General features: G+C 74.6%; 27 protein-coding genes. 20 read left to right on the top strand and 7 right to left on the bottom strand.

The window, feature by feature from the left end; all coding sequences use genetic code 11:
• Positions 1–5: 5 nt before the first annotated feature.
• The 11 genes from DMP17_RS34125 to DMP17_RS34075 all read left to right on the top strand — a co-directional run bounded on the left by DMP17_RS34125 (position 6) and on the right by DMP17_RS34075 (position 11,946).
• Positions 6–1,931, top strand: a complete 1,926-nt coding sequence (locus DMP17_RS34125; RefSeq protein WP_337831685.1) for an AMP-binding protein — start codon at positions 6–8, stop codon at positions 1,929–1,931.
• Positions 1,928–2,437 (top strand): MaoC family dehydratase, encoded by a 510-nt coding sequence (locus tag DMP17_RS34120; protein ID WP_337831684.1) that lies wholly within the window; start codon positions 1,928–1,930, stop codon positions 2,435–2,437. The genes DMP17_RS34125 and DMP17_RS34120 overlap by 4 nt, the downstream gene beginning before the upstream one ends.
• Entirely contained in the window at positions 2,434–3,246 is an 813-nt protein-coding gene (locus tag DMP17_RS34115; protein ID WP_337831683.1) for an HpcH/HpaI aldolase/citrate lyase family protein, read from the top strand. The genes DMP17_RS34120 and DMP17_RS34115 overlap by 4 nt, the downstream gene beginning before the upstream one ends.
• A gap of 28 nt (positions 3,247–3,274) precedes the next feature.
• Positions 3,275–5,017, top strand: coding sequence for an acetyl/propionyl/methylcrotonyl-CoA carboxylase subunit alpha (locus DMP17_RS34110; RefSeq protein ID WP_337831682.1), 1,743 nt, complete (start codon positions 3,275–3,277; stop codon positions 5,015–5,017).
• A 50-nt stretch (positions 5,018–5,067) separates the two neighbouring features.
• Entirely contained in the window at positions 5,068–5,625 is a 558-nt protein-coding gene (locus DMP17_RS34105; protein WP_226357401.1) for an HIT family protein, read from the top strand.
• A gap of 94 nt (positions 5,626–5,719) precedes the next feature.
• Complete coding sequence (gene pgsA, locus DMP17_RS34100) at positions 5,720–6,334, top strand: phosphatidylinositol phosphate synthase (protein WP_226357400.1); 615 nt, start codon at positions 5,720–5,722, stop codon at positions 6,332–6,334.
• Complete coding sequence (locus DMP17_RS34095) at positions 6,327–7,217, top strand: phosphatidylinositol mannoside acyltransferase (RefSeq protein WP_226364947.1); 891 nt, start codon at positions 6,327–6,329, stop codon at positions 7,215–7,217. Before pgsA ends, DMP17_RS34095 begins: the two co-directional genes overlap by 8 nt.
• Positions 7,214–8,338 (top strand): glycosyltransferase family 4 protein, encoded by a 1,125-nt coding sequence (locus tag DMP17_RS34090; protein WP_337831681.1) that lies wholly within the window; start codon positions 7,214–7,216, stop codon positions 8,336–8,338. Before DMP17_RS34095 ends, DMP17_RS34090 begins: the two co-directional genes overlap by 4 nt.
• A complete protein-coding gene (locus DMP17_RS34085; protein WP_226364949.1) occupies positions 8,335–8,922 on the top strand; it encodes an NUDIX hydrolase in 588 nt (195 codons plus the stop codon). The genes DMP17_RS34090 and DMP17_RS34085 overlap by 4 nt, the downstream gene beginning before the upstream one ends.
• Positions 8,923–8,938: 16 nt before the next feature.
• Positions 8,939–9,856: a pyridoxal 5'-phosphate synthase lyase subunit PdxS gene (gene pdxS, locus DMP17_RS34080; RefSeq protein ID WP_226357396.1), complete on the top strand. Its 918-nt coding sequence runs from the start codon at positions 8,939–8,941 to the stop codon at positions 9,854–9,856.
• A 254-nt stretch (positions 9,857–10,110) separates the two neighbouring features.
• Positions 10,111–11,946 (top strand): glycoside hydrolase family 16 protein, encoded by a 1,836-nt coding sequence (locus tag DMP17_RS34075; protein ID WP_337831680.1) that lies wholly within the window; start codon positions 10,111–10,113, stop codon positions 11,944–11,946.
• Here the strand turns inward: DMP17_RS34075 and DMP17_RS34070 are convergent, their stop codons facing one another.
• Positions 11,947–12,507: a helix-turn-helix domain-containing protein gene (locus DMP17_RS34070; RefSeq protein WP_226364951.1), complete on the bottom strand. Its 561-nt coding sequence runs from the start codon at positions 12,505–12,507 to the stop codon at positions 11,947–11,949.
• A gap of 54 nt (positions 12,508–12,561) precedes the next feature.
• Here DMP17_RS34070 and DMP17_RS34065 point away from each other — a divergent pair, with 54 nt between their 5' ends.
• The 3 genes from DMP17_RS34065 to DMP17_RS34055 are packed head-to-tail and all read left to right on the top strand — an operon-like array spanning position 12,562 to position 15,058.
• Positions 12,562–13,236 (top strand): AzlC family ABC transporter permease, encoded by a 675-nt coding sequence (locus tag DMP17_RS34065; RefSeq protein WP_226364952.1) that lies wholly within the window; start codon positions 12,562–12,564, stop codon positions 13,234–13,236.
• Positions 13,233–13,541: an AzlD domain-containing protein gene (locus DMP17_RS34060; RefSeq protein WP_226357392.1), complete on the top strand. Its 309-nt coding sequence runs from the start codon at positions 13,233–13,235 to the stop codon at positions 13,539–13,541. Before DMP17_RS34065 ends, DMP17_RS34060 begins: the two co-directional genes overlap by 4 nt.
• 53 nt (positions 13,542–13,594) lie before the next feature.
• Positions 13,595–15,058 carry a DUF2867 domain-containing protein gene (locus DMP17_RS34055; protein WP_337831679.1) on the top strand — a complete coding sequence of 488 codons (1,464 nt, stop codon included), beginning with the start codon at positions 13,595–13,597 and terminating at the stop codon, positions 15,056–15,058.
• Between the two features lie 88 nt (positions 15,059–15,146).
• Here DMP17_RS34055 and DMP17_RS34050 read toward each other — a convergent pair whose 3' ends face one another.
• Genes DMP17_RS34050 through DMP17_RS34035 form a run of 4 tightly spaced genes read right to left on the bottom strand, consistent with a single transcriptional unit; the run spans position 15,147 to position 19,504 of the window.
• Positions 15,147–16,385 carry an ABC transporter ATP-binding protein gene (locus DMP17_RS34050; RefSeq protein ID WP_226357390.1) on the bottom strand — a complete coding sequence of 413 codons (1,239 nt, stop codon included), beginning with the start codon at positions 16,383–16,385 and terminating at the stop codon, positions 15,147–15,149.
• Positions 16,386–16,419: 34 nt separating this feature from the next.
• A complete protein-coding gene (locus tag DMP17_RS34045) occupies positions 16,420–17,253 on the bottom strand; it encodes a carbohydrate ABC transporter permease (protein WP_226357389.1) in 834 nt (277 codons plus the stop codon).
• Complete coding sequence (locus tag DMP17_RS34040; RefSeq protein WP_226357388.1) at positions 17,253–18,212, bottom strand: carbohydrate ABC transporter permease; 960 nt, start codon at positions 18,210–18,212, stop codon at positions 17,253–17,255. Before DMP17_RS34040 ends, DMP17_RS34045 begins: the two co-directional genes overlap by 1 nt.
• Positions 18,209–19,504: an extracellular solute-binding protein gene (locus tag DMP17_RS34035; RefSeq protein ID WP_226357387.1), complete on the bottom strand. Its 1,296-nt coding sequence runs from the start codon at positions 19,502–19,504 to the stop codon at positions 18,209–18,211. The genes DMP17_RS34040 and DMP17_RS34035 overlap by 4 nt, the downstream gene beginning before the upstream one ends.
• A 227-nt stretch (positions 19,505–19,731) precedes the next feature.
• Here DMP17_RS34035 and DMP17_RS34030 point away from each other — a divergent pair, with 227 nt between their 5' ends.
• The 3 genes from DMP17_RS34030 to DMP17_RS34020 all read left to right on the top strand — a co-directional run bounded on the left by DMP17_RS34030 (position 19,732) and on the right by DMP17_RS34020 (position 23,500).
• The gene (locus DMP17_RS34030; RefSeq protein ID WP_337831678.1) at positions 19,732–20,757 is read left to right on the top strand and encodes a LacI family DNA-binding transcriptional regulator; all 1,026 of its coding nucleotides are present in this window, start codon (positions 19,732–19,734) and stop codon (positions 20,755–20,757) included.
• Positions 20,758–22,032 (top strand): DUF4032 domain-containing protein, encoded by a 1,275-nt coding sequence (locus tag DMP17_RS34025; RefSeq protein ID WP_226357385.1) that lies wholly within the window; start codon positions 20,758–20,760, stop codon positions 22,030–22,032. It abuts the gene before it with no gap.
• A 61-nt stretch (positions 22,033–22,093) separates the two neighbouring features.
• Entirely contained in the window at positions 22,094–23,500 is a 1,407-nt protein-coding gene (locus tag DMP17_RS34020; RefSeq protein WP_226364957.1) for an NAD-dependent malic enzyme, read from the top strand.
• Positions 23,501–23,506: 6 nt separating this feature from the next.
• Here the strand turns inward: DMP17_RS34020 and DMP17_RS34015 are convergent, their stop codons facing one another.
• Together DMP17_RS34015 and DMP17_RS34010 are read right to left on the bottom strand one after the other, a co-directional pair.
• Complete coding sequence (locus DMP17_RS34015; protein ID WP_337831677.1) at positions 23,507–24,232, bottom strand: hypothetical protein; 726 nt, start codon at positions 24,230–24,232, stop codon at positions 23,507–23,509.
• Positions 24,217–24,399, bottom strand: a complete 183-nt coding sequence (locus DMP17_RS34010) for a hypothetical protein (protein WP_226357382.1) — start codon at positions 24,397–24,399, stop codon at positions 24,217–24,219. The genes DMP17_RS34015 and DMP17_RS34010 overlap by 16 nt, the downstream gene beginning before the upstream one ends.
• A 157-nt stretch (positions 24,400–24,556) precedes the next feature.
• Between DMP17_RS34010 and pdxT the strand changes: the two genes are divergently transcribed.
• The 3 genes from pdxT to DMP17_RS33995 all read left to right on the top strand — a co-directional run bounded on the left by pdxT (position 24,557) and on the right by DMP17_RS33995 (position 25,985).
• Positions 24,557–25,186 (top strand): pyridoxal 5'-phosphate synthase glutaminase subunit PdxT, encoded by a 630-nt coding sequence (gene pdxT / locus DMP17_RS34005; protein WP_337831676.1) that lies wholly within the window; start codon positions 24,557–24,559, stop codon positions 25,184–25,186.
• A 59-nt stretch (positions 25,187–25,245) separates the two neighbouring features.
• Entirely contained in the window at positions 25,246–25,410 is a 165-nt protein-coding gene (locus tag DMP17_RS34000; protein WP_226357380.1) for a hypothetical protein, read from the top strand.
• Positions 25,411–25,511: 101 nt separating this feature from the next.
• Positions 25,512–25,985, top strand: a complete 474-nt coding sequence (locus DMP17_RS33995; protein WP_226357379.1) for a hypothetical protein — start codon at positions 25,512–25,514, stop codon at positions 25,983–25,985.
• The last annotated feature ends 25 nt before the right edge of the window (positions 25,986–26,010 follow it).

The following is a 26,010-nucleotide window of genomic DNA, read 5'->3' as shown; positions in this document are numbered from 1 at the left end:
CGACGATGTCCGAGAGCACGGACCCGCTGGCCGCGTTGATCGCGGAGCCGTTGCGGGTGCTGCCACAGCGGTGGCGGGTACCGGAGCGGGAGGCCGAGCTGGCCCACGTCCGCGGGTTCGGCACCACCGACGAGTACTGGGAGTGGGCGGCGGGCCGGCAGCGCTGGATGCGGCCCTGGGAGCGGCTGCGCACCGGCGGGCTGCCCGACTTCACCTACTTCGACGGCGGCCTGATCAACGTCGCCGACAACTGTGTGGACCGGTGGGCCGAGGACCCCGCCACCCGGGACCGGGCGGCGGTGGTGTGGGAGGGCGAGCCGGGCGACACCCGCACGCTGACCTACGGCGAGCTGGCCGTCGAGGTGTCGGCGCTGGCCGCGGGCCTGCGCGAGCTCGGCGTGTCCCGTGGTGACGTCGTCGCGGTCTACATGCCGAACCTGGTGGAGGCGTTCACCACGATCCAGGCGTGCAACCGGATCGGCGCGGTGTACACGGTGCTGTTCGCCGGGTTCGGCGAGCAGGCGGTGGCGTCGCGGCTGGCCGCGGCGGGCGCGTCGGTGGTGGTCGTCGCGGACGCGAGCTACCGGCGGGGCAACCGGGTGGAGCTGCTCGCCACGCTGCGGGCGGCACGCTCGCGGGCCCCGTCGGTCCGGGCGACGGTGGTGGTCGACCGCACCGGTGACGACACCGCACTGACCGGGGGCGAGCACCGCTACGCCGACCTGCTCATCTCGGGGGCGGCCGGGTGCGACGCGGTGGCGCTGGACCCGAACGAGCCGGCGTTCCTGATCTTCACCAGCGGGACCGAGTCGACCCCGAAGGGGGTGGTGCACTCGGTGGGCGGGTTCCTGGTGGGGACCTGGGCGAACGCGTACTGGCAGGCGGGCCGCCAGGACGGGGACGTGTACTGGGTGGCGGCGGACGTGGGCTGGCTGACCTTCCCGATCCAGGCGGTGGTCGGCGGATTGGCGTGCGGGATGACGATCGCCTGCTTCGAGGGCGCGCTGGACACGCCGTCGAGCTCGCGGTTCTACGAGATCTGTGCCCGGCACCGGGTCACGAAGGTGCTGATGGCGCCGACGGTGGCGCGGATGCTGCGCAAGTTCGGTGACGACCTGGCCGCGGCGCACCCGGTGGCGCTGTCGTTGATCACGATGCAGGGCGAGCCGCTGGACGCGGACACCTTCGCGTGGACGACCCGGACGTTCGACGTGCCGGTGGTCAACGCCTACGGGCAGACCGAGACCGGCTCGACCTGGACCTATCCGGTGGCCGGGGTGGAGACGCTCAAGGCGGGCTCGGTGGGGACGGCGGTGCCCGGGCACGACTGGGTCGTCGTCGACGACGACGGGGTCGAGGTGGCACCGGGGGTGAAGGGGAACCTGGTGCTGACCGCGCCGTTCCCGACCCTGGCCCGGACGGTGTGGGGCGACCACCAGCGGTACCTGGACACCTACTTCGGGCGGTTCCCGGGCCGGTACGCCACCCACGACGAGGCGGTGGTCGACCACGACGGGCACCTGTGGGTGCTCGGCCGGGCCGACGACGTGATCAACGTGGCGGCGCACCGGATCTCGACGATGGAGATCGAGGCCGTGGTCACCGCGCACCCGGCGGTAGTGGAGGCGGCGGTCGTCGGGGTGCCGGACCCCACCAAGGGCACCGTCCCGATCGCGTTCGTCACCCTCGGTCCGGGCGACGGGTCCGGCGACGTCGCGGCCGAGATCGGCCGCCGGGTCGTCGCGGAGCTGGGTGGCTACGCCCGGCTGGACCGGGTGCACGTCACGACGGCACTGCCGAAGACCCGCACCGGGAAGATCATGCGCAGGCTGCTGCGCGACCTGGTCGTGCACGGCGAGCCCACCGGCGACACCTCCGCTATGGAGGACCGGTCCGCCCTCGACGTCACCGCCGCGGTGGTGCGCGGATGAGCGGCGCCGAGGACGATGCCGACCGGGCCGACCGGGCCGTGTCCGGTCGCTGGTTCGAGGAGCTCGAGGTGGGGACCGTCGTCCGGCACGCCACCCGGCGCACCGTCACCGAGACCGACAACGTCCTGTTCACGACGATGACGATGAACCCGGCACCGCTGCACCTCGACGCCGAGTACGCCGCGGGCACCGAGTTCGGCCGCCCGCTGGTGAACAGCATGTTCACCGTCGCGCTCGTCGTCGGGCTCTCGGTCCCGGAACTCACCCTGGGCACGATCGTCGCCCAGCTCGGCCTCGACGAGGTCGCGTTCCCGCACCCGGTCTTCCCCGGCGACACCGTCCGGGTGGAGACCGAGGTCGTCTCCGCCCGCGAGTCCCGCTCCCGGCCGGACGCGGGGATCGTCGTGTTCGAGCACCGCGCCCACAACCAGCACGGCGACCTGGTCTGCCGGGCCCGCCGCACCGGGCTGATGCACCGCCGCCCCGCCCCCGGTGGCCGGTCGTGACCCTCGCGGTGCGCAGCGTCCTGTTCGTGCCCGGCGGAGCCCCGGAGCTGCTCGCGAAGGTCGTCCGCAGCCGGCCCGACGTCGTCGTCGCCGACCTGGAGGACGCGGTCGCCCCCGCCGACAAGGCCCGGGCCCGCGACACGGTGGTCACCGCGCTCGCCGCGGACCGCCCCGGCGCGGGCACGGTGCTGATCCGGGTCAACCCGCCCGGCACGCCCTGGCACGACGACGACCTCGCCGCCGCGGCGGGCGCGGCCGCCGACGGGGTGGTCCTGCCCAAGTACGAGGACCCCGGCCGGCTCCGCGCGGTGCGGGACGCACTGCCGTCCGGGGCCCGCGTCGTCGTCGGGCTGGAGAGCGCGCTCGGGGTGGCCGACGCCCGTGCGCTGCTCGCCGAGGGGCCCGACGCCGCCTACTTCGGCGCGGAGGACCTGGTCGCCGACCTGGGCGGACGGCGGACCGCCGGCGGCGACGAGGTGCTGCACGCCCGCAGCGCCGTCCGGCTGGCGGCACACCTCGCCCGGGTCCCGGTGGTCGACCAGGCGGTCGTCGCCGTCCGGGACACCGAGGGGTTCCGCGCCGACGCCGCCCGCGGCCGCGACCTCGGCTACCACGGCAAGATCTGCCTGCACCCGCTGCAGGTGCGGGCGGCGCACGAGGTCTTCACCCCGTCGGCCGACGAGCTCGCCCGGGCCCGCCGGGTGCTGGACGCCGCCGGTGGTGGCGTCGGAGTCGTCGACGGGGGGATGGTCGACGCCGTGCACATCGCGATGGCCAGGGGTGTCCTGGCCCGGGCGGGGGACGCGTGAGGAACGCGCTCCGCCGGGAGGAGCCCCCGTGCTGACCGACGAACCACCCCGCCCGCTGCACACCGTCCTCGTCGCCAACCGCGGCGAGATCGCCGTGCGGGTGATCCGCGCCGCCCGCGACGCCGGCCTGCGCAGCGTCGCCGTGCACGGTGGTCCGGACCGCGACGCGCTGCACGTCCACGCGGCCGACGCCGCCGTCGCGCTGCCCGGCGACGACGCCGCGTCGACCTACCTCGACGCCCGCGCCCTGGTCGCGGCGGCCCTGTCCGCGGGCGCCGACGCGGTGCACCCGGGCTACGGGTTCCTCTCCGAGGACGCCGGGTTCGCCGACGCCGTCGTCGCCGCCGGACTGGTGTGGATCGGGCCACCGCCGGACACCATCCGGGCGCTGGGGGACAAGGTCGCGGCCCGCCGGATCGCCCGCGAGGTCGGTGCCCCGCTCGCGGCGGGCACCCGGGACCCGGTCCACGACGAGGGCGAGGTCCGGGCGTTCGCCGAGGAGCACGGACTGCCGATCGTGGTGAAGGCCGCCTTCGGCGGCGGCGGGCGCGGCCTGAAGGTGGTGCGCGACGCCGCCGGCATCCCGGAGGCGTTCGCCGGGGCCGTCCGCGAGGCCACCGCGGCGTTCGGACGCGGCGAGTGCTTCGTCGAACGGTTCCTCGACCGGGCCCGGCACGTCGAGGCCCAGGTGCTGGCCGACGCGCACGGCACGGTGCAGGTCGTCGGGCTGCGGGACTGCTCGCTGCAGCGCCGCAACCAGAAGCTCGTCGAGGAGGCGCCCGCCCCGTTCCTCACCGCGGCCCAGGAGCAGGAGCTGCGGGGGTCGGCCGCGCGCATCTGCGCGGCCGCGGGCTACGTCGGTGCGGGTACCGTCGAGTACCTGCTCGGCGGGGACGGGACCCTGTCCTTCCTGGAGGTCAACACCCGGCTGCAGGTGGAGCACCCGGTCACCGAGGAGTCCACCGGGATCGACCTGGTGGCCGAGCAGTTCCGGATCGCGGGCGGCGCGAGGCTCACCGGCGGGCCGGTGCCCGACCGCGGGCACAGCATCGAGTTCCGGCTCACCGCGGAGGATCCGGCGGCCGGGTTCGTGCCCACACCCGGGCCGCTGCGGGTGTTCCGGATGCCGTCCGGCCCCGGCGTGCGGGTGGACTCCGGCGTCGTCGAGGGCGACGTCGTCGACGGCCGGTTCGACTCGATGTTCGCCAAGCTCGTGGTCACCGGCCGGGACCGGCCGCAGGCGCTGCGCCGCGCCCGGCGCGCCCTGGCCGAGGCACGGATCGAGGGGGTGCCGACACCGCTGCCGTTCTACCGCGAGGTCGTCGTCGACCCCGACTTCACCGGCGACGGTCACACCTTCGCCGTGCACAACCGGTGGATCGAGGAACGGCCCGTCGCCGTCGGGCCCGGGCCGGTCGGCGACACCCTCACCGTGCGGGTCGGCCGCAGGTCGCTCCCGGTCACGGTGCCCGGTCTGGCGGTGCTCGGCGACACCGCGGCGCGGATCCGGCAGGAGTCGGCGGCGCTGCGGCGGGCGGAGACCGCGGGCGCGTCCGGGCCGGTGGTGACCGCACCGATGCAGGGCACGATCGTCGCGGTCGCGGTCACCGACGGCACCCGGGTCGCGCGCGGCGACCTGGTCGCGGTGCTGGAGGCGATGAAGATGGAGAACCGGGTCCTGGCCCACCGCGACGGGACCGTCCGCGGCCTCGCCGTGGCGCCCGGGGACGCGGTGAGCGTCCGCTCGGTGCTCTGCGAGATCGACGGGTGAGCACCCGGGCACGGTCCTGCGCCGCGGGGCCCGGCGCCTAGGATCGGCTCATGGAGCAGGAGTGGGTCCCGCAGGAGGGGACCGGGACGCCCGACGGCTTCGCCCGGCTGTGGACCCCGCACCGGCTCGCCTACATCCAGGGCGCCGGTGACACCGGCTGCCCGTTCTGCCGGATCGCCCGGGGGGACACCCTGGGCGACTCGACGGACCCGGACGCGGACAACCTCGTCGTCGCGCGCGGCGACGAGGTGTTCGCGCTGCTGAACCTGCACCCGTACAACCCGGGGCACCTGATGGTGCTGCCCTACCGGCACGTCGCGGACCTGGAGGACCTCACCGACTCCGAGGCCGGCGAGCTGATGGCGTTCACCCGGCAGGCCGTCGTGACCATGAAGAAGGTCGCGGCGCCGCACGCGTTCAACGTGGGCCTGAACCTGGGCCACGTCGCGGGCGGGTCGCTGGCCGAGCACCTGCACCAGCACGTCGTCCCGCGCTGGGGCGGGGACGCGAACTTCATCGCCGTCGTCGGGCAGACGAAGGTGATCCCGCAGCTGCTCGCCGAGACCCGCGACCAGCTGGCGCAGGCGTGGGAACCGCCACGCCGCTGACTGCGGCCGCGCCGACGGCGGGCGGACCCGGTGTCGGACTACGCTGGCAGCGTCCCCCACCGCCGCCGTCCTGCACGGGAGCACGCAGCCGCCGATGCTGAACCTGTTCGCCCGCGCGCACGTCAACCGGCTCACCGACCCCGTCGGGCGGGCCCTGATCGACCGCGGTGTCAGCCCGGACACCGTGACCGTGCTCGGCACCGTCGGGGCCGTGGCCTGCTCGCTGGCGTTCCTGCCGACCGGCTGGCTGGCCCTCGGCGCGGTGCTGGTCACGCTGTTCGTGCTGACCGACCTGATCGACGGCGCGATGGCCCGGGCCCGCGGGCACGGCACCCCGTTCGGGGCGGTGCTCGACTCCACCTGCGACCGGATCGTCGACGGCGCCCTGTTCGCCGGGCTCGCCTGGTGGGCGCTGACCGGCGGGGCCGAGCCCCTGGCCGGCGCCGCGGCGCTGGTGGCCCTGGTCGGCGGCCAGATCGTGTCGTACGTCAAGGCCCGCGCCGAGTCCGTCGGGCTCACCGCCGAGGGCGGCCTCGTCGAACGCGCCGAACGGCTCATCCTCGGTCTGGTCGGGGCGTTCCTGTCCGGCATCGGGGTGCCGTGGGCGCTGACCGTCACCCTCGTCGTGCTGGCGATCGGGACGGCGGTGACCCTCGGCCAGCGGATCCTGGCGGTGCGGCTCAGCTCCCGCGAGGCCCCGCGTGCCTGACCTGCGGACGCGCACCACCGACGCGCTGAGCGCCGCCGGGTACGCGGCGGGCTGGCGGGTCGCGGGGCGGCTGCCGGCCGGCGTCGTCGGACGGGCGTTCGACGCCGGCGCCGCGCTCGCGGTCCGCCGCGACGGCCCCGGGGTGCGACGGCTGCGCCACAACCTGCACCGGGCCCGCCCCGACGCGACGCCCGCCGAGCTCGACGCCCTGGTCGCCGCCGGGATGCGCAGCTACGCCCGCTACTGGCGCGAGGCGTTCGCGCTGCCCGGCCTCGACCCCGCCGCGGTGCACGCCGCGATGCACCCGCACGCCCACGGCGTCGCCGGCGCGCTGGCGGCCACCCGGTCCGGGCACGGGGTCGTGTTCGCCCTCCCGCACGCCGGCAACTGGGACCTCGCCGGGCTCTACCTGCTGCGCGAGCTCGACCGGCTCGGGCTCGAACCGGCGCTGACCACCGTCGTGCAGCGGCTGCGCCCCGAGCCGCTGTTCCGCCGGTTCCTCGCCTACCGGCGCGCGCTCGGGTTCGAGGTCGTGACCGCCGACGACCCCCGCGCCGCGCACCGCGCGCTGACCGGGCGGCTGCGCCGCGGCGGCGTCGTCTGCCTGGTCGCCGACCGCGACCTGACCGGCACCGGGACCGACGTGACGTTCCTCGGGGGGCCCGCCCGGCTGCCGTCCGGCCCGGCGCGGCTCGCCCGGCTCACCGGCGCCGCGCTGCACCCGGCCTACCCCTACTTCACCGACGACGCCTGGGGTGTCGAGGTCGGCGCGCCGGTCCCGCCCGGTCCCGGTGCCGTCCAGCACCTCGCCGACGCGTTCGGCGACATGATCGCCCGCCGTCCGTGGGACTGGCACATGCTCCAGCCGGTCGGCACGGGATGAGGATCGGGATCGTCTGCCCGTACTCCCTCGACGTCGCCGGGGGAGTGCAGCGCCACGTCCTGGACCTGGCCGCCGCGCTGCGCACGCTCGGGCACACGGTCGAGGTCCTGGCCCCGACGACCGGCACCGCGCCCGAGTTCGTCACCCCGGCCGGGCGGGCCGTCGGCGTCCCCTACAACGGCTCCGTCGCCCGCGTCGCGTTCGGCCCGCTGACCCGCCACCGCACCCGGCGCTGGCTCGCCGCGCACGACTTCGACGTGCTGCACGTCCACGAGCCCACGACCCCGTCGGTGTCGGCGCTCGCGCTGCTCGACGCCCGCGGGCCGGTCGTCGCGACCTTCCACACCTCCACCGAGCGGTCCCGGGTCCTCGCCGCGTTCGGGCCCGTGGCGCGCCCCCTGCTGGAGCGGGTGACCGCGCGGATCGCGGTGTCGGCGACCGCCCGCCGGGTCCAGGTCGAGCACCTGGGCGGGGACGCCACCGAGATCCCCAACGGCGTCGACGTCGCCCGGTTCGCCCACGGGCCGGCACTGGACCTCCCGCCCGCGGTGCGGGTCGGCTACGTCGGCCGCTTCGACGAGCCCCGCAAGGGCATGCCGGTGCTGCTGGCCGCACTGCGCCGGGTCGTGGCCGACCGCCCGGACGTGCGGCTGCTCGTCGTCGGCCGCGGCGACGGCGACCGGCTGCGGCGCGCCGCGGGGCCGGGGCTGGCGGGCCGGATCGACCTGCTCGGGCCGGTCGACGAGGCGACCAAGGCCGCCGCGCTGCGCTCGGTCGCGGTGTTCTGCGCACCGCATCGCGGCGGGGAGAGCTTCGGGATGGTGCTGACCGAGGCCATGGCCGCGGGCGCCCCGGTGCTGGCCGCGGACCTCGAGTCCTTCCGCGCCGTCCTCGACGACGGCCGTGCCGGTGCCCTGTTCCCACCCGGCGACGACCTCGCCCTGGCCGCGGCGCTCACCCGCCTGCTCGACGACGAGACCGCCCGCGCCCGGCTCGCCGCCGCGGGGCGGGACCGGGCGCAGCGCTACGACTGGCCGGTCGTGGCCTCCGACGTGCTGCGCGTGTACCGGGCGGCGATCGCCGGCGCACCGCGGCCGCTGGTGCGCGGGGGCGCGCGGTGAGCACGGTCGTCGTCGTCGGGGGAGTAGTCGTCGCGGCGCTGCTGGTGGCGGCTCTCACCCTGTGGTGCGTGACACGGGTCCGGCGCCTGCACCGGCTGCACGTGCGGGTCGACGCCGCCCGGGCCGGGCTCGCCGCGGCGCTGGACGCCCGGGCTCGGGTCGCGCTCGCCGTCGCCGACGCGCTCGGTCCCGCCGCACCGCCGGACCTGCGCCGGGCCGCCGTCGCCGCGCGGGCACTGCCCGCTCCTGCCCCGGACGGCCGGGACCCGGCCGGGAGCCGCGCCGCCCGCGAGGCCGCGGAGAACGCCCTGACCAGGCAGCTCGCCGTCGTCGGGCGGGGGCCGGGGCAGCCCGGGCCCTGCGGCGACCTCGCCGACGCCGAGGTGCTGGTCGTGCTGGCCCGCCGGGTGCACAACGACGCCGTCCGCGACACCCGTGCCCTGCGGTCCCGGCGGCTGGTGCGGATGTTGCGGCTGCACGGCACCGCACCGGAGCCGGTGTACTTCGAGATCGCCGATCCGGAACCGCCGCGTTCACCTGCGCGACCTCACGTAGAATCGCCACGCAGTCCGACCGTCATGTGAGGAGCTCCGATCACCCGTGTCCGCAGCTGAGAACACCCCCGACACCGCCGGTCCGCAGCACGGCACCGCGCGGGTGAAGCGCGGGATGGCCGAGATGCTGAAGGGCGGCGTGATCATGGACGTCGTCACCCCGGATCAGGCCAAGATCGCCGAGGACGCCGGGGCCGTCGCCGTCATGGCCCTCGAGCGCGTCCCGGCCGACATCCGTGCCAACGGCGGCGTGGCCCGCATGTCGGACCCGGACATGATCACCGGCATCGTCGAGGCCGTGTCCATCCCGGTCATGGCGAAGGCCCGCATCGGCCACTTCGTCGAGGCCCAGGTCCTGCAGTCCCTCGGCGTCGACTACATCGACGAGTCCGAGGTGCTGACCCCGGCCGACGAGGCCCACCACATCGACAAGTGGAGCTTCACCGCCCCGTTCGTCTGCGGTGCGACCAACCTCGGTGAGGCCCTGCGCCGCATCTCCGAGGGCGCGGCGATGATCCGCTCGAAGGGCGAGGCCGGCACCGGCAACGTCGTCGAGGCCACCCGGCACATGCGCTCGATCCGCGCCGAGATCGGCCGGCTCGCCTCGCTCGACGCCGCCGAGCTCTACATCGCGGCCAAGGAGCTGCGCGCCCCGGTCGAGCTGGTCGCCGAGGTGGCCCGCACCGGGAAGCTGCCGGTCGTGCTGTTCACCGCCGGTGGCATCGCGACCCCGGCCGACGCCGCGATGATGATGCAGCTCGGCGCCGAGGGCGTGTTCGTCGGCTCCGGCATCTTCAAGTCCGGCGACCCGGCGCAGCGCGCGTCGGCGATCGTGAAGGCCACGACCTTCCACGACGACCCCGAGATGATCGCCAAGGTCTCCCGCGGTCTCGGTGAGGCCATGGTCGGCATCAACATCGCCGACATCCCCGAGGAGCAGCGCTACGCCGCTCGCGGCTGGTAAGCACCCCCGTTCCGCCCCGAGAGCCCCGTCCGGCACACCGCCGGACGGGGCTCCCGTCGTTCCCGCCCGGGTGCGGGCCACGGTCCGGTGACCCGATCGGTCCCTCGGACGCGTGGGGTGTCCGTTCCGGCCACGGTCCGCGGTCGCTCGGTGGAGGGGTTGCCTACTCGATGTGGTGACACAGGTGCTCATGGTGACTCTGTGGCATCTAGCGTTCCGTGGGGATCAGGAGACCACTGTTACGGAGGAGCCTGATGGGACGCTCTGTGAGGGTCGTGGCGATCGCCGCCGCGATGTTGATCAGCTTTCCGGCTGCGGCGTTCGCGGACACCGGGGACGGCCGACCGGGAACGACGACGACCGCGGACTGCCCCACGACGGGCACCGCCCCGGGTGGGGGAGCCGGTTCGGGTGGTCCGGCCACCGGTGGTGACGGAGGCGCCGGGTCGGGGAAGCCCGGCGCCTCCGCCGCTCCCGGGACGGCCGGGCCCGAGGGGGACGGCCCCTCCGGGGGCGGCTCGGGCGACGACCACGGCTCTTCGAACGGCCACGGCTCCTCTGGCGACCACGGCTCCTCCGGCGACGGGTCGGGGCACGACGGCGGCTCGGGGAGCGGCGACGACTCCGGCTCCGGCTCCGGCTCCGGCTCCGGTGACGGCGACGGCTCCGGCGGCGACGGGGGACCGTCGGGATCGGGCGGCTCGGGGAACGACGCGGGGTCCGGCTCGGGGGGCGACCGCGGCTCCGGCTCCGGCTCGGACCAGGGCTCGGGTTCCGGTGGGGACTCCGGCAACACGACATCGGGCGCGGGCGACTCCGGCACCGGCGACAAGGGGCAGGACTCCGGCGACGACCACGGCTCCGGCGGCGACCGGAAACCGGGCGACGACCACGGCTCGGGCGACGACCACGGCTCCGGCGGCGACCGGAAACCGGGCGACGACCACGGCTCGGGCGGCGACCAGGGCTCCGGCGGCGACACGAGCCCCGACACGGGCTCGGGCGACGACACGACATCGGGCGAGGACGGCGCGTCGAGCGGCGACCGCGGTCCGGCCGGCGACCAGGGTGATAAGGCTGGCTCGGCCGGAGACCAGGGCGACCAGGCCGGCTCGGCCGGCGACCAGGCCGGCGCCCCGGGCTCACCCGCCGACACGACCTCGGCGGACGCGACCCCGGGCACGGCACCCGGCGGCGCCGCGGCCACCCCGGCCGGCGAGCCGGCCCCCGGCGCGGCCCCCGCCCCCGCGGACTGCGCCGCCGGCGCGGCCCCGGCTACCCCGGCGGTCCCGTCCTACCCGGGCGCGGCGACCACCGCCGCCGTCGCGCACGACTGGGGCGAGCCCACCAAGGTCGACGACTTCGACGGCGACGCCCTCACCGGCTGGAGCCCCTACGACGGCCCCGGCCACGCCGGCAAGGGGACCCGTTCCCCGTCGGCGATCTCGGTGAAGGACGGCCTGCTCACCATCGACGGCGACGCCGACGGCACCACCGGCGGCATGGCCTGGTCCGACGGCAGCCAGAAGTACGGCCGCTGGGAGGGCCGGGTGCGGGCGCCCGCGTCGGACCCGTCGTACAACGCGTTGCTGCTGCTCTGGCCGACCGCCGAGAACTTCCCGGTCGGCGGCGAGATCGACTTCATGGAGATGACCGACCACACCCGGCAGAAGACCAACCTGTTCCTGCACTACGGCGAGGACAACTCCCAGGTCCAGGGCTCGGTCGACATCGACGCGACCCAGTGGCACAACTGGGCGGTCGAGTGGACGCCGAAGGGCGTGACCGCCTTCGTCGACGGCAAGCAGTGGTGGCACACCGACGACACCTCGGTCCTGCCCCCCGGGCCGATGCACCTGACGATCCAGCTCGACTGGTTCCCCAAGGGCGGCGGCGACGTGAAGCCCTCGGAGATGCAGGTCGACTGGGTCCGCCAGTACGCCCTGCCCGAGTCCGAGAAGGGCGGGGACGACTCCGGCGACGCGGGCGGCAACGACGAGGGGCTCCTCGACGGGCTGCTGCACCGCATCACCGAGGGCGGCCCGGACCGCGAGCCCGGCTCGGCGACCCGCGGCGTCAGCGGCACCTGATCAGCGGTACTCCATCACCAGCACCGCGGTGGCACCCGGCGTGAGCGCCCGGTAGCTGTGCGGCCGGTCGGCGGGGAAGGTGACGTGGTCACCCGGGTCGAGCTCGATCTGCTCGTCGTCCGGTCCGACGCTCCACCGGCCCGTGGACACCACCATGTGCTCGACGGTGCCGGGGGAGTGGGCGTGCGCCGTCCGCGCCGGCCCGGGCTCGCAGGTGATGAGGTGCAGGTCGCGGCGGGCGCCCGGCGGGCACGGCGACAGCAGCGCTCCGGTGTACGCGGCCTCCTCCGACCGGATCGCGGGACGGTCGGCGAAGCGCACCACCCGCACCGGCGACGACGGCGGCTCCACCAGCGCGCTGAACGGCACCCCCGCGACGACGGCGATCGCCCACAGCGTCTCGACGCTCGGGTTCCCGGTCCCCGCCTCCAGCTGCGACAGCGTCGACTTCGCGATCCCGGCCCGGCGGGCCAGCTCGGCCGAGGAGATCCCGAGGCGTTCGCGCTCCCGGCGGATCGCCGCCGCGATCGTCGCGAGCGGCGGCCCAGGCGTTCGGTCCATCGGTCTCCTCGTTCGGCTTGACGAACACAGGCATCGTTGTTCACTGTATCGGGCATGCGTTCGATACAGCGAACGACCCGCGGGGACGTCCGCGACGCCGTCACCATCTCGGTGGCCGTCGCCGTCGTCGGGGTGTCGTTCGGCGCGCTCGCGCCGGCCGCCGGGCTGTCCCCGGCCATGACGATGGCGATGTCGCTGCTCGTGTTCGCGGGCGGCGCCCAGCTGCTCGTCACCGGGGTGCTGGCCGCCGGGGGAGGCGTGTGGGCCGCCGTCGCCGCGGGGCTGGTGCTCAACCTGCGGCACCTGCCGTTCGGCCTGGCCCTGGCCCGGCACCTGGGCGGGGGCTGGGCGCGGGTGCCCGCGGCACACGTCGTCACCGACGAGTCGACGGCGTTCGTGCTGGCCCGCACGGACGTCCCCGGCCGGGGGTGGCGCGCGTTCCGGATCCTCGGCGTCGTCAAGTACGTGTCCTGGCAGCTCGGCACCGCGGCCGGTCTCGTGCTCGGCGCGAGCGTGCCGGACCCGGCCGCGTTCGGCCTCGACGCCGCCTTCCCGGCGGCGATGCTGGCGATGCTCGTCCCGATGCTGCGCCGGGTCGACGCCCGCCGGGTCGGTGCGGCCGCCGCCGCGGTCTCGCTGGCCTGCGCCCCGTTCCTGCCAGCGGGCCTGCCCGTGCTGGCCGGGCTGCTCGGCGTCACCGCCGCCGGGCGGACGGAGGAGGAGTCGTGACCGTCGCCGCGCTGCTCGTCCTCGCCGGCGGCACCTACCTCATGCGGCTGCTGCCCCTCGTCCTGCACGACCGGGTCACCCTGTCCCCGCGCACCGTGCGCCTGGTCGAGCTGGGCGCGGTCGGGCTGCTCGTCGCGCTCGTCGCCACCGGCACCTGGTTCGAGGGCGCCGGGTTCGCCGGCTGGGCCCGCCCGGCCGGGGTCGCCGTGGCCGCCGGTGCGCTGGTCCTCCGGGTGCCGTTCGTGCTGGTCGTCGTCCTCGCCGCGGCGACGACGGCCGGGCTGCGGCTGGCCGGGATCGCCTGAGCCGGTCGTCACCCCGGCGCGCGCCGGGCGCCGGGGACCGCGAGGATCAGCCCATGCACGTGCTCGTCCTCGGCGCCACCGGCTACGTCGGCTCCCGGCTCGTCCCGCGCCTGCTCGACGCCGGCCACGACGTCCGGGTGCTCGTCCGCACCCCGGGCAAGCTGGCCGCGCACCCGTGGGGCGAGGCGGTCGACGCCGTGCGCGGCGACGCCCGGACCCCGGCCGACGTGCGCCGGGCCTGTGCGGGCGTCGACGCCGTCGTCCACCTGGTGCACGCCATGGACGGCCCCGGCTACGCCGACCGCGACCGCACCGTCGCGCACGCGCTGGCCGACGGCGCCGCCGCGGCCGGCGTGCGCCGCATCGTCTACCTGGGCGGGCTGCAGCCCGAGGCCGGCACCCGGCGGGTGTCGCAGCACCTGTCGTCGCGCCGCGAGGTCGGGGACATCCTGCTCGCCGGTCCTGTCCCGGCCGCCGTGCTGCGGGCCGGGATCGTCGTCGGCACCGGCTCGGCCAGCTTCGAGATGATCCGGCACCTCACCGAGACCGCGATGGGCGGTCCGCTGGTCCTGCCGCTGCCCGACCGGGCCTGGAACCGCATCCAGCCGATCGCCGTCGACGACGTGCTGTACGACCTCATCGGCTGCCTCGACCTGCCCGCCGGGGTGGACCGGGCGTTCGACGTCGGCGGCCCCGACGTGCACACCTACCGGTCCCTGATGAGCGAGTTCGCCGCCGAGGCGGGGCTGCTGCGGCCGTTCCCGGTGCCCGTCCCCCTGTCGGCGCCGCGGCTCACCGCCCGCGCCGTCGCCGCGCTCACCCCGGTCGGCCGGGGCCTGGCCGAGCCGCTGGTCGAGTCGATGCGCCACGAGCTGGTGGCCGACCCCGACGACCTCGCAGCCCTCGACGCGCTCATCGGCACCCCGCCCGGCGGACGGACCCCGTACCGTACGGCGGTCCGCCGTGCCCTCGACGGCGTCGGCGCGGCCGGACCGGGACCGTCCGACCCGCCCGGCAGCGGTCCGCTCGAGTGGTCGACGACCGACACCCACGACGTGGCCGCCCCCGCCCGCGCCGTCTGGTCGGTGATCGAGACGCTCGGCGGCCCGCACGGCTGGTACACCGTCCCGGGCGTCGCGACGCTGACCGGCCACCTCGACGTCCTCGCCGGCGGTCCCGGTGTCGTCCCGCGCCGGCACGGCGACGGCCTTCCCCGCCTCGTCCCGGGGGAGCCCCTGGACCGCTGGACCGTCGAGACGGTCGAGCCGGGGCGGCGGCTGGTGCTGCGTGCCGCGGACCGACTCCCCGGCGACGCCCGGCTCGAGCTCGCCGTCACCCCGACCGACCGGCTGACCAGCCGCTACACCCAGACCCTGCGGTTCACCCCGCGCGGGATGGCCGGTCGGCTGGGATGGCTGGCGGCCTACCCGTCGCAGCGCTTCGTCTTCGCGGTGATGGCCCGGACGCTGGCCGGGGTCGCCGAGACCCGCTACCGGCGCGACGTCCGCGCCCTCTGACCCGTCCCCGCCGCGACACCGGGGACGGCACCGGGGGCGCCCCCGTGACGTCGTGCGTCACGGAGGCGCCCCCGGGGGTCGGACAGGCTCAGCCCTCGCCGCGGGCCTGCGCCACCTGCTCGGCGCGGTCCTCGGCCGCGATCCGGGTCAGCTCGGCACCGGCCTCGGGGTCGCGGGTGAGGTTCTCGCCCGACTCCGGGTCGAACACGTGGATCTTGCGCGCGTCCAGCCAGAACTCGGCGTCGCGGCCCTCCCGGATCCGGCTCGTGGAGTCGATCGACACGATCGCCTGCGTGCGCAGCTGGTCGGCGTCGAGCTCGCGCGACAGCTCCTTGAGCTTGGTCTCCACCTCGGCCGGGGCCTCGTAGGGGATGTAGGCGTACTGCGAGTCGCCCAGCCACTCGGTCACGTCGACCTTCGCGGTGAAGGTGGACCCGACGTGCTTCTTGGCCTCGTCGACCAGCGACGCGTCCTCGAAGTACTCCGGCCGGATGCCGACCAGCACCAGCTCGCGACCGGCGACCTTCTCGGCGCGCGCGGCGTCGAGCTCGATCGGGCCGAACGGCGTCTCCAGCCGGTTCCCCGACACGGTCGCGGGCAGGAAGTTCATCGGCGGCGACCCGATGAACCCGGCGACGAACAGGTTGACCGGCTGCTCGTAGAGCTCGCGTGGCGAGGCGACCTGCTGGATGACGCCCTTGCGCAGCACGCAGACCCGGTCGCCGAGGGTCATCGCCTCGGTCTGGTCGTGCGTGACGTACACCGTGGTGATGCCCAGCCTGCGCTGCAGGCGGGCGATCTCGGTGCGCATCTGCCCGCGCAGCTTCGCGTCCAGGTTGGACAGCGGCTCGTCGAACAGGAACGCGTCGGCGTCGCGGACGATGGCGCGGCCCATCGCGACCCGCTGGCGCTGACCGCCGGACAGGTTCGCGGGCTTGCGCTGCAGGTGCTCCTGCAGCTCCAGGACCTTCGCCGCGGTGTCGACCTTCTGCTTGACCTCGTCCTCGGGGGCCTTGGCCAGGCGCAGCGGGAACGCGATGTTCTCGTAGACCGACAGGTGCGGGTAGAGCGCGTAGTTCTGGAACACCATCGACAGGTTGCGGTCCCGCGGGGCCTTGTCGTTGACGCGGTTGCCGGCGATGACCATGTCGCCGGAGGTGATGTCCTCCAGGCCGACGATCATCCGCAGCAGCGTCGACTTCCCGCAGCCGGACGGGCCGACGAGGATCATGAACTCGCCGTCGGCGATGTCCATGCTCACGTCGTTCACGGCCGGGTAGCCGTCCCCGTACTTCTTGACGATGTTCTTCATCTCGATCGACGCCATGGCCGGTCGGTTCCTCTCTCTGTGTACGGGGGTGTCAGCCCTTGACGGCGCCGTTGGTGAGCCCGGCGACGATGCGCCGCTGGAACAGCAGGACGAGCACGACGACGGGGATGGTCACGATCACCGCGGCGGCGGCGATCGGGCCGTTGGGCGACTCGAACTGCGAGGCCCCGGAGAACAGGCCCAGCGCGGCCGGGACCGGGCGGGACGCGCCGGTCGAGGTCAGCGAGATGCCGTAGGCGAAGTCGTTCCAGGCGATGAAGAACGCCAGGATCGCGGTGGTGAACACCCCGGGCGTCGCCAGCGGGACGATCACCTTGCGGAACGCCTGCCAGGTGGTGGCGCCGTCGACCTGCGCGGCCTGCTCCATCTCCCACGGGATCTCGCGGAAGAACGCCGACATGGTCCAGATCGACAGCGGCAGGGTCAGCGACAGGTAGGGGATGATCAGGCCGGGCCAGGTGTCGTAGAGCCCGATCTGGCGCCACAGGTTGAACAGCGGCGTCACGATCGAGATGACCGGGAAGATCGCCACCGCCAGCGCGGTCGACAGGATCAGCCGCTTGCCCCGGAAGTCGAGCCGGGCGATCGCGTAGGCGGCGAACATCGACAGCACGCACGCCAGGAACGTCGCGATGATGCAGATGCCGAAGGAGTTGCGCAGCGCGGGCAGGAACAGCCCGGCCGCGTCCCCGACGAGGATCTGCTCGTAGTTGCTCCACGACACCGAGGTCGGCAGGAACTGCTTGTTGGCGATGTCGTCGCTCGACTTCAGCGACAGCGACACGATCCAGCCCACCGGGAACAGGGCGTAGATGACGATCGCGATGCCGGCGACGATCCAGAGGACTCTCTCGCGGGTGGACATCACTTCTCCCCTCGGGCCTGGGACAGGTCGACCTTGAACCCCTTGATGAACCCGATGCAGATGATCACGACGGACAGGAACAGCAGCACCGACACCGCGGAGCCGAGCCCGATCTCGACGCGGGCGATGGTCTGGCGGTAGGCCAGGAACGACACCGTCTCGGTGTTGTTCGCCCCGGCCGTCATCACGAACACCGAGTCGAACACGCGGAACGCGTCCAGGGTCCGGAACAGCAGGGCGACCATGATCGCCGCCTTCATGTTCGGGAGGGTGACCTTCCACATCCGCTGCCACCAGGTCGCGCCGTCGACGCGGGCGGCCTCCTGCAGCACGTCGGGCACCTGGGCCAGACCCGCGAGCAGCAGCAGCGAGATGAACGGGGTGGTCTTCCAGATCTCGGCCAGGCAGATCACGAACAGCGACGAGCCGGTCGAGCCGAACCAGTCGGTGTCGGCCGAGATCCCGGGCAGCCAGCCGAACCAGGAGTTCACGAAGCCCGAGTCGAGGGAGAACGCGTACTGCCAGGCGAACGCCGACACGACCGTGATGACCGCGTAGGGGATCAGGATCGCGGCGCGCAGCACCGGCCGGATCGCCTTGAGCGCGTTCATCATGACCAGCGCGAGCAGGAAGCCCAGCACCAGCTCGACCGCGACGGTGACCACGGTGATGAACACTGTGACGCCGAAGGAGGTCCACCAGATCGAGTCGGTGAGGATGACCGCGTAGTTCTTCAGGCCGACGAAGGAGATGTTGTCCGGGTCGGTCAGCCGGTAGTCGAACAGCGAGTAGTAGACGGCCTGGATGATCGGGTAGGCCGTCACCAGCAGCATCACGGCGAACGCCGGGCCCGCGAGGTACCAGCCGAGCTTCTGCTCGGCCCGGCTGCGGTCGCTGGCACCGCGCGGGGCCGGGGAGGCCCCGGTCCCGGTCCCGGGCCGCTCGGTCGTCGTGGTCACAGCAGCTCCTCCTTGGCGAGGACCGCCTTGATCAGCGCGGCGGTCGCGGGGCCGACGGTCGGCGGGTCGATGCCCGCGGTCGGGTGGTAGGTGCGCTGGATGGACTCGGAGACCTCGCTGTAGTACGCCGTCTGCGGGCGCGGCTTGGCCTGCTGCAGCGACTGCGCGATGACCTTGGCCATCGGGAACTTCTTCACCACGTCCGGGTCGGTGAAGACCGAGATCCGGGCGGCCGGGTTGCCGTTGGTGAGGAAGTACTGCTTCTGGTTCTCGGTCGAGGTGATGCACTCGGTGGCCTGGTAGGCCAGGTCGGTGTGCTTGCTGAAGGCGCCGACGCCGAGGTTGATGCCGCCGTAGGGCGGGGCCGAGGGCTTGCCGGCCTCGGTCTGCGGGTAGAGCGCCCAGCCGAAGTCGTCCGGCGTGGACTGCGGGACGGTCCCCTCCTCGACGGCGCTGTTGACCTTGCCCCAGACGAACGGCCAGTTGACCTGGAACATCGCGTCACCGGACTGGAAGGCGTTGGAGTTCTCGTCCTCGGAGTTGGTCGAGAAGCCGGGACCGCCGACGGCCGAGACGGCCTTCATGATCTCGGCGGCCTTCGTCGCGGCGGGGGAGTCCAGGCCGAGCTGGACGCCCTCCGGGTTCTGCGGCGAGGCGTTGGTGACGATCTGCCCGCCGCCGCCCTCGACCAGCGCGTTCAGCCAGACGGTCAGCGACTCCGCGCGGATGCCCTGCGCGGCGATGATCGAGTTCTTGGCCTGCGCGGTCTGCACGACCTGGTCCCAGGTGACCGGCTTCGACAGGTCCAGCCCGGTGCCGGCGACCTGCGACTTGCGGTACCAGAGCAGCTGGGTGTTGGCCCAGAACGGCACCGTGACCAGCTTGCCGTTCCAGCTCGCGCCCTCCTTCGCGGAGTTCACGATCCCGGCGGTGGTCCGCTGCGCGACCTCCTCGGGCACCGGGGCCAGGAACTTCGCCTCGGCGAACTCGGGGATGTAGGGCGGGTCGATGGACATGATGTCGATCGAGCTGTCGTTGGCCGCGAGCCGGCGGATCAGCTGCTGACGCTGCTCCGCGGACTGGCGCGGCAGCACCGACACCGCGATCTGGTACTGCCCGTTCGACGCCGCCGAGCAGCGCTGGGCGATCTCCGCCTGCCCCCCGTCGTCGGGGTTGATGTACCAGTTGAGGACCGGCGGGCCCGCGGGTGCGCCTCCGCAGCCCGCCAGCAGGGCGAGGGCGACGGTGGCCGCGCCGGCGGCCAGCGTCCTCCTCCACCGTGTGCGACGCATGGTCAACTCCGAACTCCCGTGTCCGATACCGCTGCTGTGTCCCGTCGCTCGTCGGCGACGTTGGAAGCGTTTCCAACCGAGACTGTGAGCCTTTCACTCGGGAGTGTCAAGGCTCACAGCAGTCGGGCTGGTCGGCGACGATCCTTACTGATCGACAGGCGATGGTCCAGCGCAGTCGGATAACATCCGCTCTTGCAATCGCTTCCAGCTTTGGGCATACATGTGTCGTGCCCGAACCGGTCAACCTGGCCGACGTGGCCCGGCTGGCCAAGGTCTCACCGGCCACCGCGTCACGCGCGCTCAGCGATCACCCCCACGTCGCCGAGGCCACCCGCGCCCGCGTGTGGGAGGCCGCGCGCGCCCTGGAGTACGTCGTCAGCCCGGACGCCTCCGGGCTCGCGCGGGGCACCACGGGGCGGATCGCCGTCGTCGTCCCGCACCTGTCGCGGTGGTGGTTCGGGGCCGCGCTGGAGGGGCTGTCCGACGTGCTGCGCGAGGCCGGGCGCGACGTGCTGCTCTACCACCTGGGCGACGCCGCGGCCCGGCGCGCGTTCTTCGCCGAGCTGCCCGCCCGCCGGCGTGCCGACGCCGTCGTGCTGCTCGGGTTCGGGGTCGACGACGCCGAGCGCGCCCGGCTGGAGCGGATCGGCGTCGGCATCGTGTCGGCGGGGACCCGGATCGGCAACCACCCCTCGGTGTCGATCGACGAGTGCGTCGCCGGTCGCCAGGCCGTCGACCACCTGCTCCACCTCGGACACCGGAGGATCGGGATGATCGTCACCACCGACCCGGAGCTCGACCCTGGCCAGCCCGAGGGGCGTGCCGCCGCCTACCGGGCGGCGCTCGCCGACGCCGGCGTGGAGTACGACCCCGCCCTGACGGTGAGCGTGCCCTGGAGCCCGGAGGGCGGGGCGCGCGCGATGGGGGAGCTGCTCGGGCTGTCCGACCCGCCGACGGCGGTCTACGCCCACACCGACGAGGTCGCCCTCGGCGCCGTCGGCACGCTGCGCCGGGCCGGGCTCGCAGTGCCCGGCGACGTGTCGGTCATCGGCATCGACGACCACCCGCTGGCCGCGCTGACCGATCTGTCCACCGTGGCCCAGCCGGCGGCCGAGCAGGGTGCCGTCGCGGCCCGGATGGCGCTGGCGACGCTGGCCGGCGAGCCGGTCGAGCCGCTCGCGACCCTGCCGACCCGGCTGGTCATCCGCGGCTCCACCGCCCCACCCGCCCGCGGCGTGCGGGGGGTGTCCTGAATGGACGCCCCGCCGGAGCTGGTGCTGCGGGCCCCCGGCCCCGAGCTGATCGCGCTGCCCTGGAACGAGCCGCTGGAACGGTGGGACGAGACGCGGGTCCCGTTGCGTGACATGGAGGTCGGCCCGAGCCGGCACCTGGTCCGGTTCGTCGAGGCCGACGGTGCACTGTGGGCACTCAAGGACATGCCGGAGCGGATCGCCCGGCGCGAGTACGACGTGCTGCGCCGCCTCGAGCACCAGTGCCTGCCCGCGGTCCGCCCGGCCGGGCTGGTGAACCAGCCCGCGCACGAGACCGCGATCCTGGTGACCCGGTACCTGAGCGGGTCCTGGCAGTACCGCAGGCTGTTCCTGCGGCTGCCCCCGAACCGGCCGCGGCACCGCGCGCGGCTGTTCGACGCGATGATCTCGCTGCTGGTCGAGCTGCACCGGCACGGCGTGTTCTGGGGCGACTGCTCGCTCAACAACACCCTGTTCACCCGCGACGGGCAGACCCTGCAGGCCTTCCTCGTCGACGCCGAGACCAGCGAGGTGCACCCGGACGGCCTGTCCGACGGCCAGCGCGAGCACGACGTGACGATCCTGGTCGAGAACATCGCCGCCGGGATGATCGACCTCGCGACCTCGCTGGAACGCCCGCCGGAGATGATCCCGCAGCTCATCGACGAGGCGACCGCCCTGCCCGAGCGCTACCGGGAGCTGTGGGAGGCGCTGCACACCTCGCCGGTCTTCGCCTTCGGCGACCGCTACCGCGTCGAGGGCGCCATCCGCGAGCTCAACGACCTGGGCTTCGCCGTCGACGAGGTGTCCCTGCTCCCGGTCGGCGACGGGCGGTCGCGGCTGCACATCGCCGTCGGCGACCGCAACTACCACTCCGAGACGCTGCGCAGGCTGACCGGCGTCGGCGTGGGGGAGGGCCAGGCCCGGATCCTGCTCGGCGACCTCAACGCCCATCGCGACTGGATGCAGCGCCGCACCGGCCACCCGGTCACCGAACGCGCCGCGGCCCGCAGCTGGATCGACCACTGCCTCGACCCCGGGTCCGCGCGGGCGCACGCAGCGCTCGGCGGCGCGGGCGACGCCGTGCAGGCCTACTGCGACCTGCTGGAGGTACGCTGGCTGCTGTCCGAGCGGGCCGGGGCCGACGTCGGCAACGACGCCGCGCTCGCCGCGCTCGGCGGGCACGCCCCGACCGACTCGGCGGCGAAGATGGCCGTCGCCGACGCCCCCACCGGGCCGCTGCCGCGGATCCCCGCGGACGACGCCGACGAGCGGTGACGCGCGTCGTCACATCGTTGACCCCACGGTAACCACACTCCCGGCGGTACTGTTCCGGGCCGTGTCCATTCCCGGTCCCGGTTACGCCATCACCGCACGCGTCGACGCCCCCGCCCACCCCACCTCGGCCGGTGACCTCACCGCCGCCGTCGGCCAGGTCGGTGGCGTCGTCACCGCCTTCGACGTCGTCGAGGCACGCACCGAGAGTCTCGTCGTCGACATCTCGGTCAACGCCCGCAACACCGAGCACGTCGAGGAGATCAAGACCGCCATCGAGCAGCTCGAGGGCTTCTCGGTCCGCAAGGTCTCGGACCGGACCTTCCTGCTCCACCTCGGCGGCAAGATCGAGGTGCGGTCCAAGGTGAACCTCCGCACCCGTGACGACCTGTCGCGCGCCTACACCCCGGGCGTCGCGCGGGTGTCGATGGCGATCGCGGAGAACCCGTCCGACGCCCGGCGCCTGACGATCAAGCGCAACACCGTCGCCGTCGTCACCGACGGGTCCGCGGTGCTCGGCCTGGGCAACATCGGCGCCGCCGCGGCGATGCCGGTGATGGAGGGCAAGGCGGCGCTGTTCAAGCAGTTCGCCAACGTCGACGCCTGGCCGGTCTGCCTCGACACCCAGGACACCGAGGAGATCATCCGCACCGTCCAGCTGATCGCCCCCGGCTACGGCGGCATCAACCTGGAGGACATCGCCGCGCCGCGCTGCTTCGAGATCGAGCGCCGGCTGCGCGAGCTGCTCGACATCCCGGTCTTCCACGACGACCAGCACGGCACCGCCGTCGTCGTCCTCGGCGCGCTGCGCAACGCGCTGCGCGTGGTCGGCAAGAAGTTCTCCGACATCCGCGTCGTCGTCTGCGGGGTCGGCGCGGCCGGCTCGGCGATCATCCGGCTGCTCGGCTCGGAGCAGACCGCCGACGTCGTCGCCGTCGACGTGGACGGCATCGTCCACACCGGACGCGAGGGGATGGACGACAACCTCGTCTCGATCGCCGCGCAGACCAACTCCGGCGGCAAGCGGGGCACCCTGGCCGACGCACTCGTCGGGGCCGACGTCTTCATCGGGGTCAGCGCGCCGAACCTGTTCGGCGAGGACGAGCTGCGGTCGATGAACGACGACTCGATCGTGTTCGCGCTGGCCAACCCGGACCCCGAGGTCGACCCGACGCTGGCGATGAAGCACGCCGCCGTCGTCGCGACCGGCCGGTCGGACTACCCGAACCAGATCAACAACGTCCTCGCGTTCCCCGGTGTGTTCCGCGGGCTGCTCGACGCCCAGGCGCACGACATCACCGACGAGATGATGCTCGCCGCGGCCGAGGCGATCGCCGACGTCGTCGCCGAGCCGAACCCGTCGTTCATCGTGCCGAGCGTGTTCGACACGAGCGTGGCCCCGGCCGTCGCCGAGGCGCTGCGCGGTGCCGCGGCGAAGCAGGCGAAGCGCGGCGAGGTCGAGGCGGGCTGACCCGGCTCACCGGGGGACGACCACCCCGGGCGGCGCGGGCACCGGCCCGGGCACGGGGAGGTGCTCGACGGGGGAGGCCGCCGCCGCGGCGAGCACGGCCAGCACCGCCGTCGTCCCGAGCGCGAACCGGCGGGGTCGCGGCACGCGCACCGGGCGCGCCGGGGCGTCCGGCACGGGCACGGCCGTCACGAACGCGGCCGCGGCGTCGTCGAGGCCCCGGCCGTCGGCGGCGGCGGCCCGGACCGCGCCCGCCGTCGCGACCGGGAGCGGTAGCTCGACGGTGGCCGCGACCGGGAGCGGCAGCCGGTGCACCCCGACCCGGTAGGTCCGCGCCAGCCCGCTGCGCTCGGGGTCGCCCAGCGCGGGCCCGCAGAACAGCACCAGCGGTGCCGCGGCGCCGGCCCGCCAGCCGTGCTCGCCCTCGACGACGAGGCCCCACAGCCCGACGCAGCCCAGCACGGTGCCGGGACCGAACCCGACGCCGCCGACCCGGGCCGGGTCGCGGACCGCGTGCACCCCGCAGGTGCAGGCCGGGTCCGGTGCCTCGTGTCCGCGCAGCTCGCAGTGCGCGGCGAGGGCCCCGCCGGGCGGCCACTCGGTGGCCACGTGCACCGGAGAGCGCAGCCGCGGCGCGGTGACCGGGCCCGCGACGCGCCAGCACCGCCAGCCGACGACGACGCCCGCGACGTCCGGTGCGGTGCCGTCCGACGGTGTGGTCAGCGCGGGGCACACACCGGTTCACCGGCCCGGCCGGGGACCCGCGGCGGCGTCCCGTCCGGGACCGGCGCGGCCGGGGGCGCCGCCCCGTCGGTCGGCGGATGCGCCGGCGCCCGGACCGGGTCGCCCGGCGCGGCCAGGGGTTCGGCCCGGAAGACCCGCACCGTCGCTCCGATGTCCATGACGCCCCACCCCCGTGTCCCCGGGCGGACCGTGCCCGGCACCGCGCGGGAACCCAGGATCCGTCCCGCACCCCGGGCCGCGGCACCGCCGTACGGTGCCGCGGCTCACCCCCGGACGGGCGGTTACCGCAGGTCGCACGGGTCTAGGCTGGCGGGCATGGCGGTGAGGATCGGTGTGCTGGCCCTGCAGGGCAACGTCCGCGAGCACGTGGCGGCGCTGACCGCGGCGGGCGCCGAGGCCGTACCGGTCCGCCGTGCGTCCGAACTTGCCGCGGTGGACGGCATCGTCCTGCCCGGCGGCGAGTCGACGACCATGTCCAAGCTGCTCGACACCTTCGAGCTGCTGGAGCCGCTGCGCGCCCGGCTCCGCGACGGGCTGCCCGCCTACGGCTCGTGCGCCGGCATGATCCTGCTGGCCGAGGAGATCCTCGACGGCCGCCCCGACCAGCACCAGCTCGGCGGGCTCGACGTCGTCGTGCGGCGCAACGCCTTCGGCCGCCAGGTCGACTCGTTCGAGACCGACCTGGACTTCACCGGGCTCACCGGTGGTCCGGTGCACGCGGTGTTCATCCGCGCCCCGTGGGTGGAGAAGACCGGCGGCGACGTCGAGGTGCTCGCCTCCGTCCCGGACGTCACCAGCGCCGGTGCCGACGCCGGTGAGGCGGCCGGGCGCGCGGTCGCGGTCCGGCAGGGCCCGGTGCTCGCCACCTCGTTCCACCCCGAGCTGACCGGGGACCGCCGGGTGCACGGGCTGTTCGTGGACATGGTGCGCGCCGCGGCGGGCTGACCCGCCCGCGGCCGGTCGCGGCCACGCACGGCACCGTTGCACCGGCGTACGGTTGAAGAGTGCTCGTTCTCATCGGTGTGTTGCTCGTCGTCTGGCTGGTGCTCGCCGTCCTCGGCCTGGTGGTCAAGGGGCTGTTCTGGCTGACGGTGATCGGGGTCGTCCTGTTCGTCGGCACCGCCGTCTGGGGCGCGGCGAAGCGCCGGGCGGGCGCCGGACCCCGCTAGTCCCCGCGCGCGGGGAACCGGACCCGGGGTGGGGGATTCCCCAGGGCCACCCGGGGGCGTGCCGTGTGGGCCGGGCCGTCCGCCGCGGGGACAGTGATGGGGTGTCCCTCCTCGTCGACCCGACCGCGCTGCGCCCGGCCCCGCCGCCCGGTGCGGTGGTGGCGAGCGTCGTGCTGTGGCTGGGCGCGCTACTGGCGGGACTGAGCGAGACGCTCGTGCGGCTGGCCGGTCCGCTCCCGCCCAGCGGCGCCGAGGTCGCGTTCCGGAGCGCGGTGTACACCGTGCTGGTGGTGCTGGTGGTCCAGCTGCGGTCCGGGTCGGCGGTGCACCGCTGGACGGTGGTCGGTGTGCTCGGGCTGCTCGGGACGGCGTCCCTGGTGGCGGAGCCGCTGCGCGCGTTGGCGGCCGGCACCACCGTCGCGGGCTTCCTCGCCGACGCGAGCAGCGCCGAGCTCCTCGCGGCGTCCCTGCGTGCCCTGCACGTCGTCGAGGTGGTGGCCGCGATGTCGCTGCTGTTCCACCCGGCCGCCCGGGCCTTCTACCGCGGTGGTCCCGGCGGACGGGCCGCGCGCTGAACCGCCGCCGGTCCGGCTGCGGGGT

The sequence above is a fragment of the Pseudonocardia sp. TMWB2A genome (assembly GCF_017312135.1).
Note: the sequence above shows the minus strand (reverse complement) of the source record. Positions and strands in the feature narration are given on the sequence as shown.

Excerpts from the sequence above, each read along its gene's own strand:
- DMP17_RS34025 (WP_226357385.1), top strand. The coding sequence starts at position 20,758 with ATGGACGCCCCGCCGGAGCTGGTGCTGCGGGCCCCCGGCCCCGAGCTG.
- DMP17_RS34065 (WP_226364952.1), top strand. The coding sequence starts at position 12,562 with ATGCGTTCGATACAGCGAACGACCCGCGGGGACGTCCGCGACGCCGTC.
- DMP17_RS34075 (WP_337831680.1), top strand. The coding sequence starts at position 10,111 with ATGGGACGCTCTGTGAGGGTCGTGGCGATCGCCGCCGCGATGTTGATC.
- DMP17_RS34045 (WP_226357389.1), bottom strand. The coding sequence starts at position 17,253 with ATGTCCACCCGCGAGAGAGTCCTCTGGATCGTCGCCGGCATCGCGATC.
- DMP17_RS34055 (WP_337831679.1), top strand. The coding sequence starts at position 13,595 with ATGCACGTGCTCGTCCTCGGCGCCACCGGCTACGTCGGCTCCCGGCTC.
- DMP17_RS34035 (WP_226357387.1), bottom strand. The coding sequence starts at position 19,504 with ATGCGTCGCACACGGTGGAGGAGGACGCTGGCCGCCGGCGCGGCCACC.
- pgsA (WP_226357400.1), top strand. The coding sequence starts at position 5,720 with ATGCTGAACCTGTTCGCCCGCGCGCACGTCAACCGGCTCACCGACCCC.
- DMP17_RS34120 (WP_337831684.1), top strand. The coding sequence starts at position 1,928 with ATGAGCGGCGCCGAGGACGATGCCGACCGGGCCGACCGGGCCGTGTCC.
- DMP17_RS34070 (WP_226364951.1), bottom strand. The coding sequence starts at position 12,507 with ATGGACCGAACGCCTGGGCCGCCGCTCGCGACGATCGCGGCGGCGATC.
- DMP17_RS34050 (WP_226357390.1), bottom strand. The coding sequence starts at position 16,385 with ATGGCGTCGATCGAGATGAAGAACATCGTCAAGAAGTACGGGGACGGC.
- DMP17_RS34090 (WP_337831681.1), top strand. The coding sequence starts at position 7,214 with ATGAGGATCGGGATCGTCTGCCCGTACTCCCTCGACGTCGCCGGGGGA.
- pdxT (WP_337831676.1), top strand. The coding sequence starts at position 24,557 with ATGGCGGTGAGGATCGGTGTGCTGGCCCTGCAGGGCAACGTCCGCGAG.
- DMP17_RS34105 (WP_226357401.1), top strand. The coding sequence starts at position 5,068 with ATGGAGCAGGAGTGGGTCCCGCAGGAGGGGACCGGGACGCCCGACGGC.
- DMP17_RS34125 (WP_337831685.1), top strand. The coding sequence starts at position 6 with ATGTCCGAGAGCACGGACCCGCTGGCCGCGTTGATCGCGGAGCCGTTG.
- DMP17_RS34010 (WP_226357382.1), bottom strand. The coding sequence starts at position 24,399 with ATGGACATCGGAGCGACGGTGCGGGTCTTCCGGGCCGAACCCCTGGCC.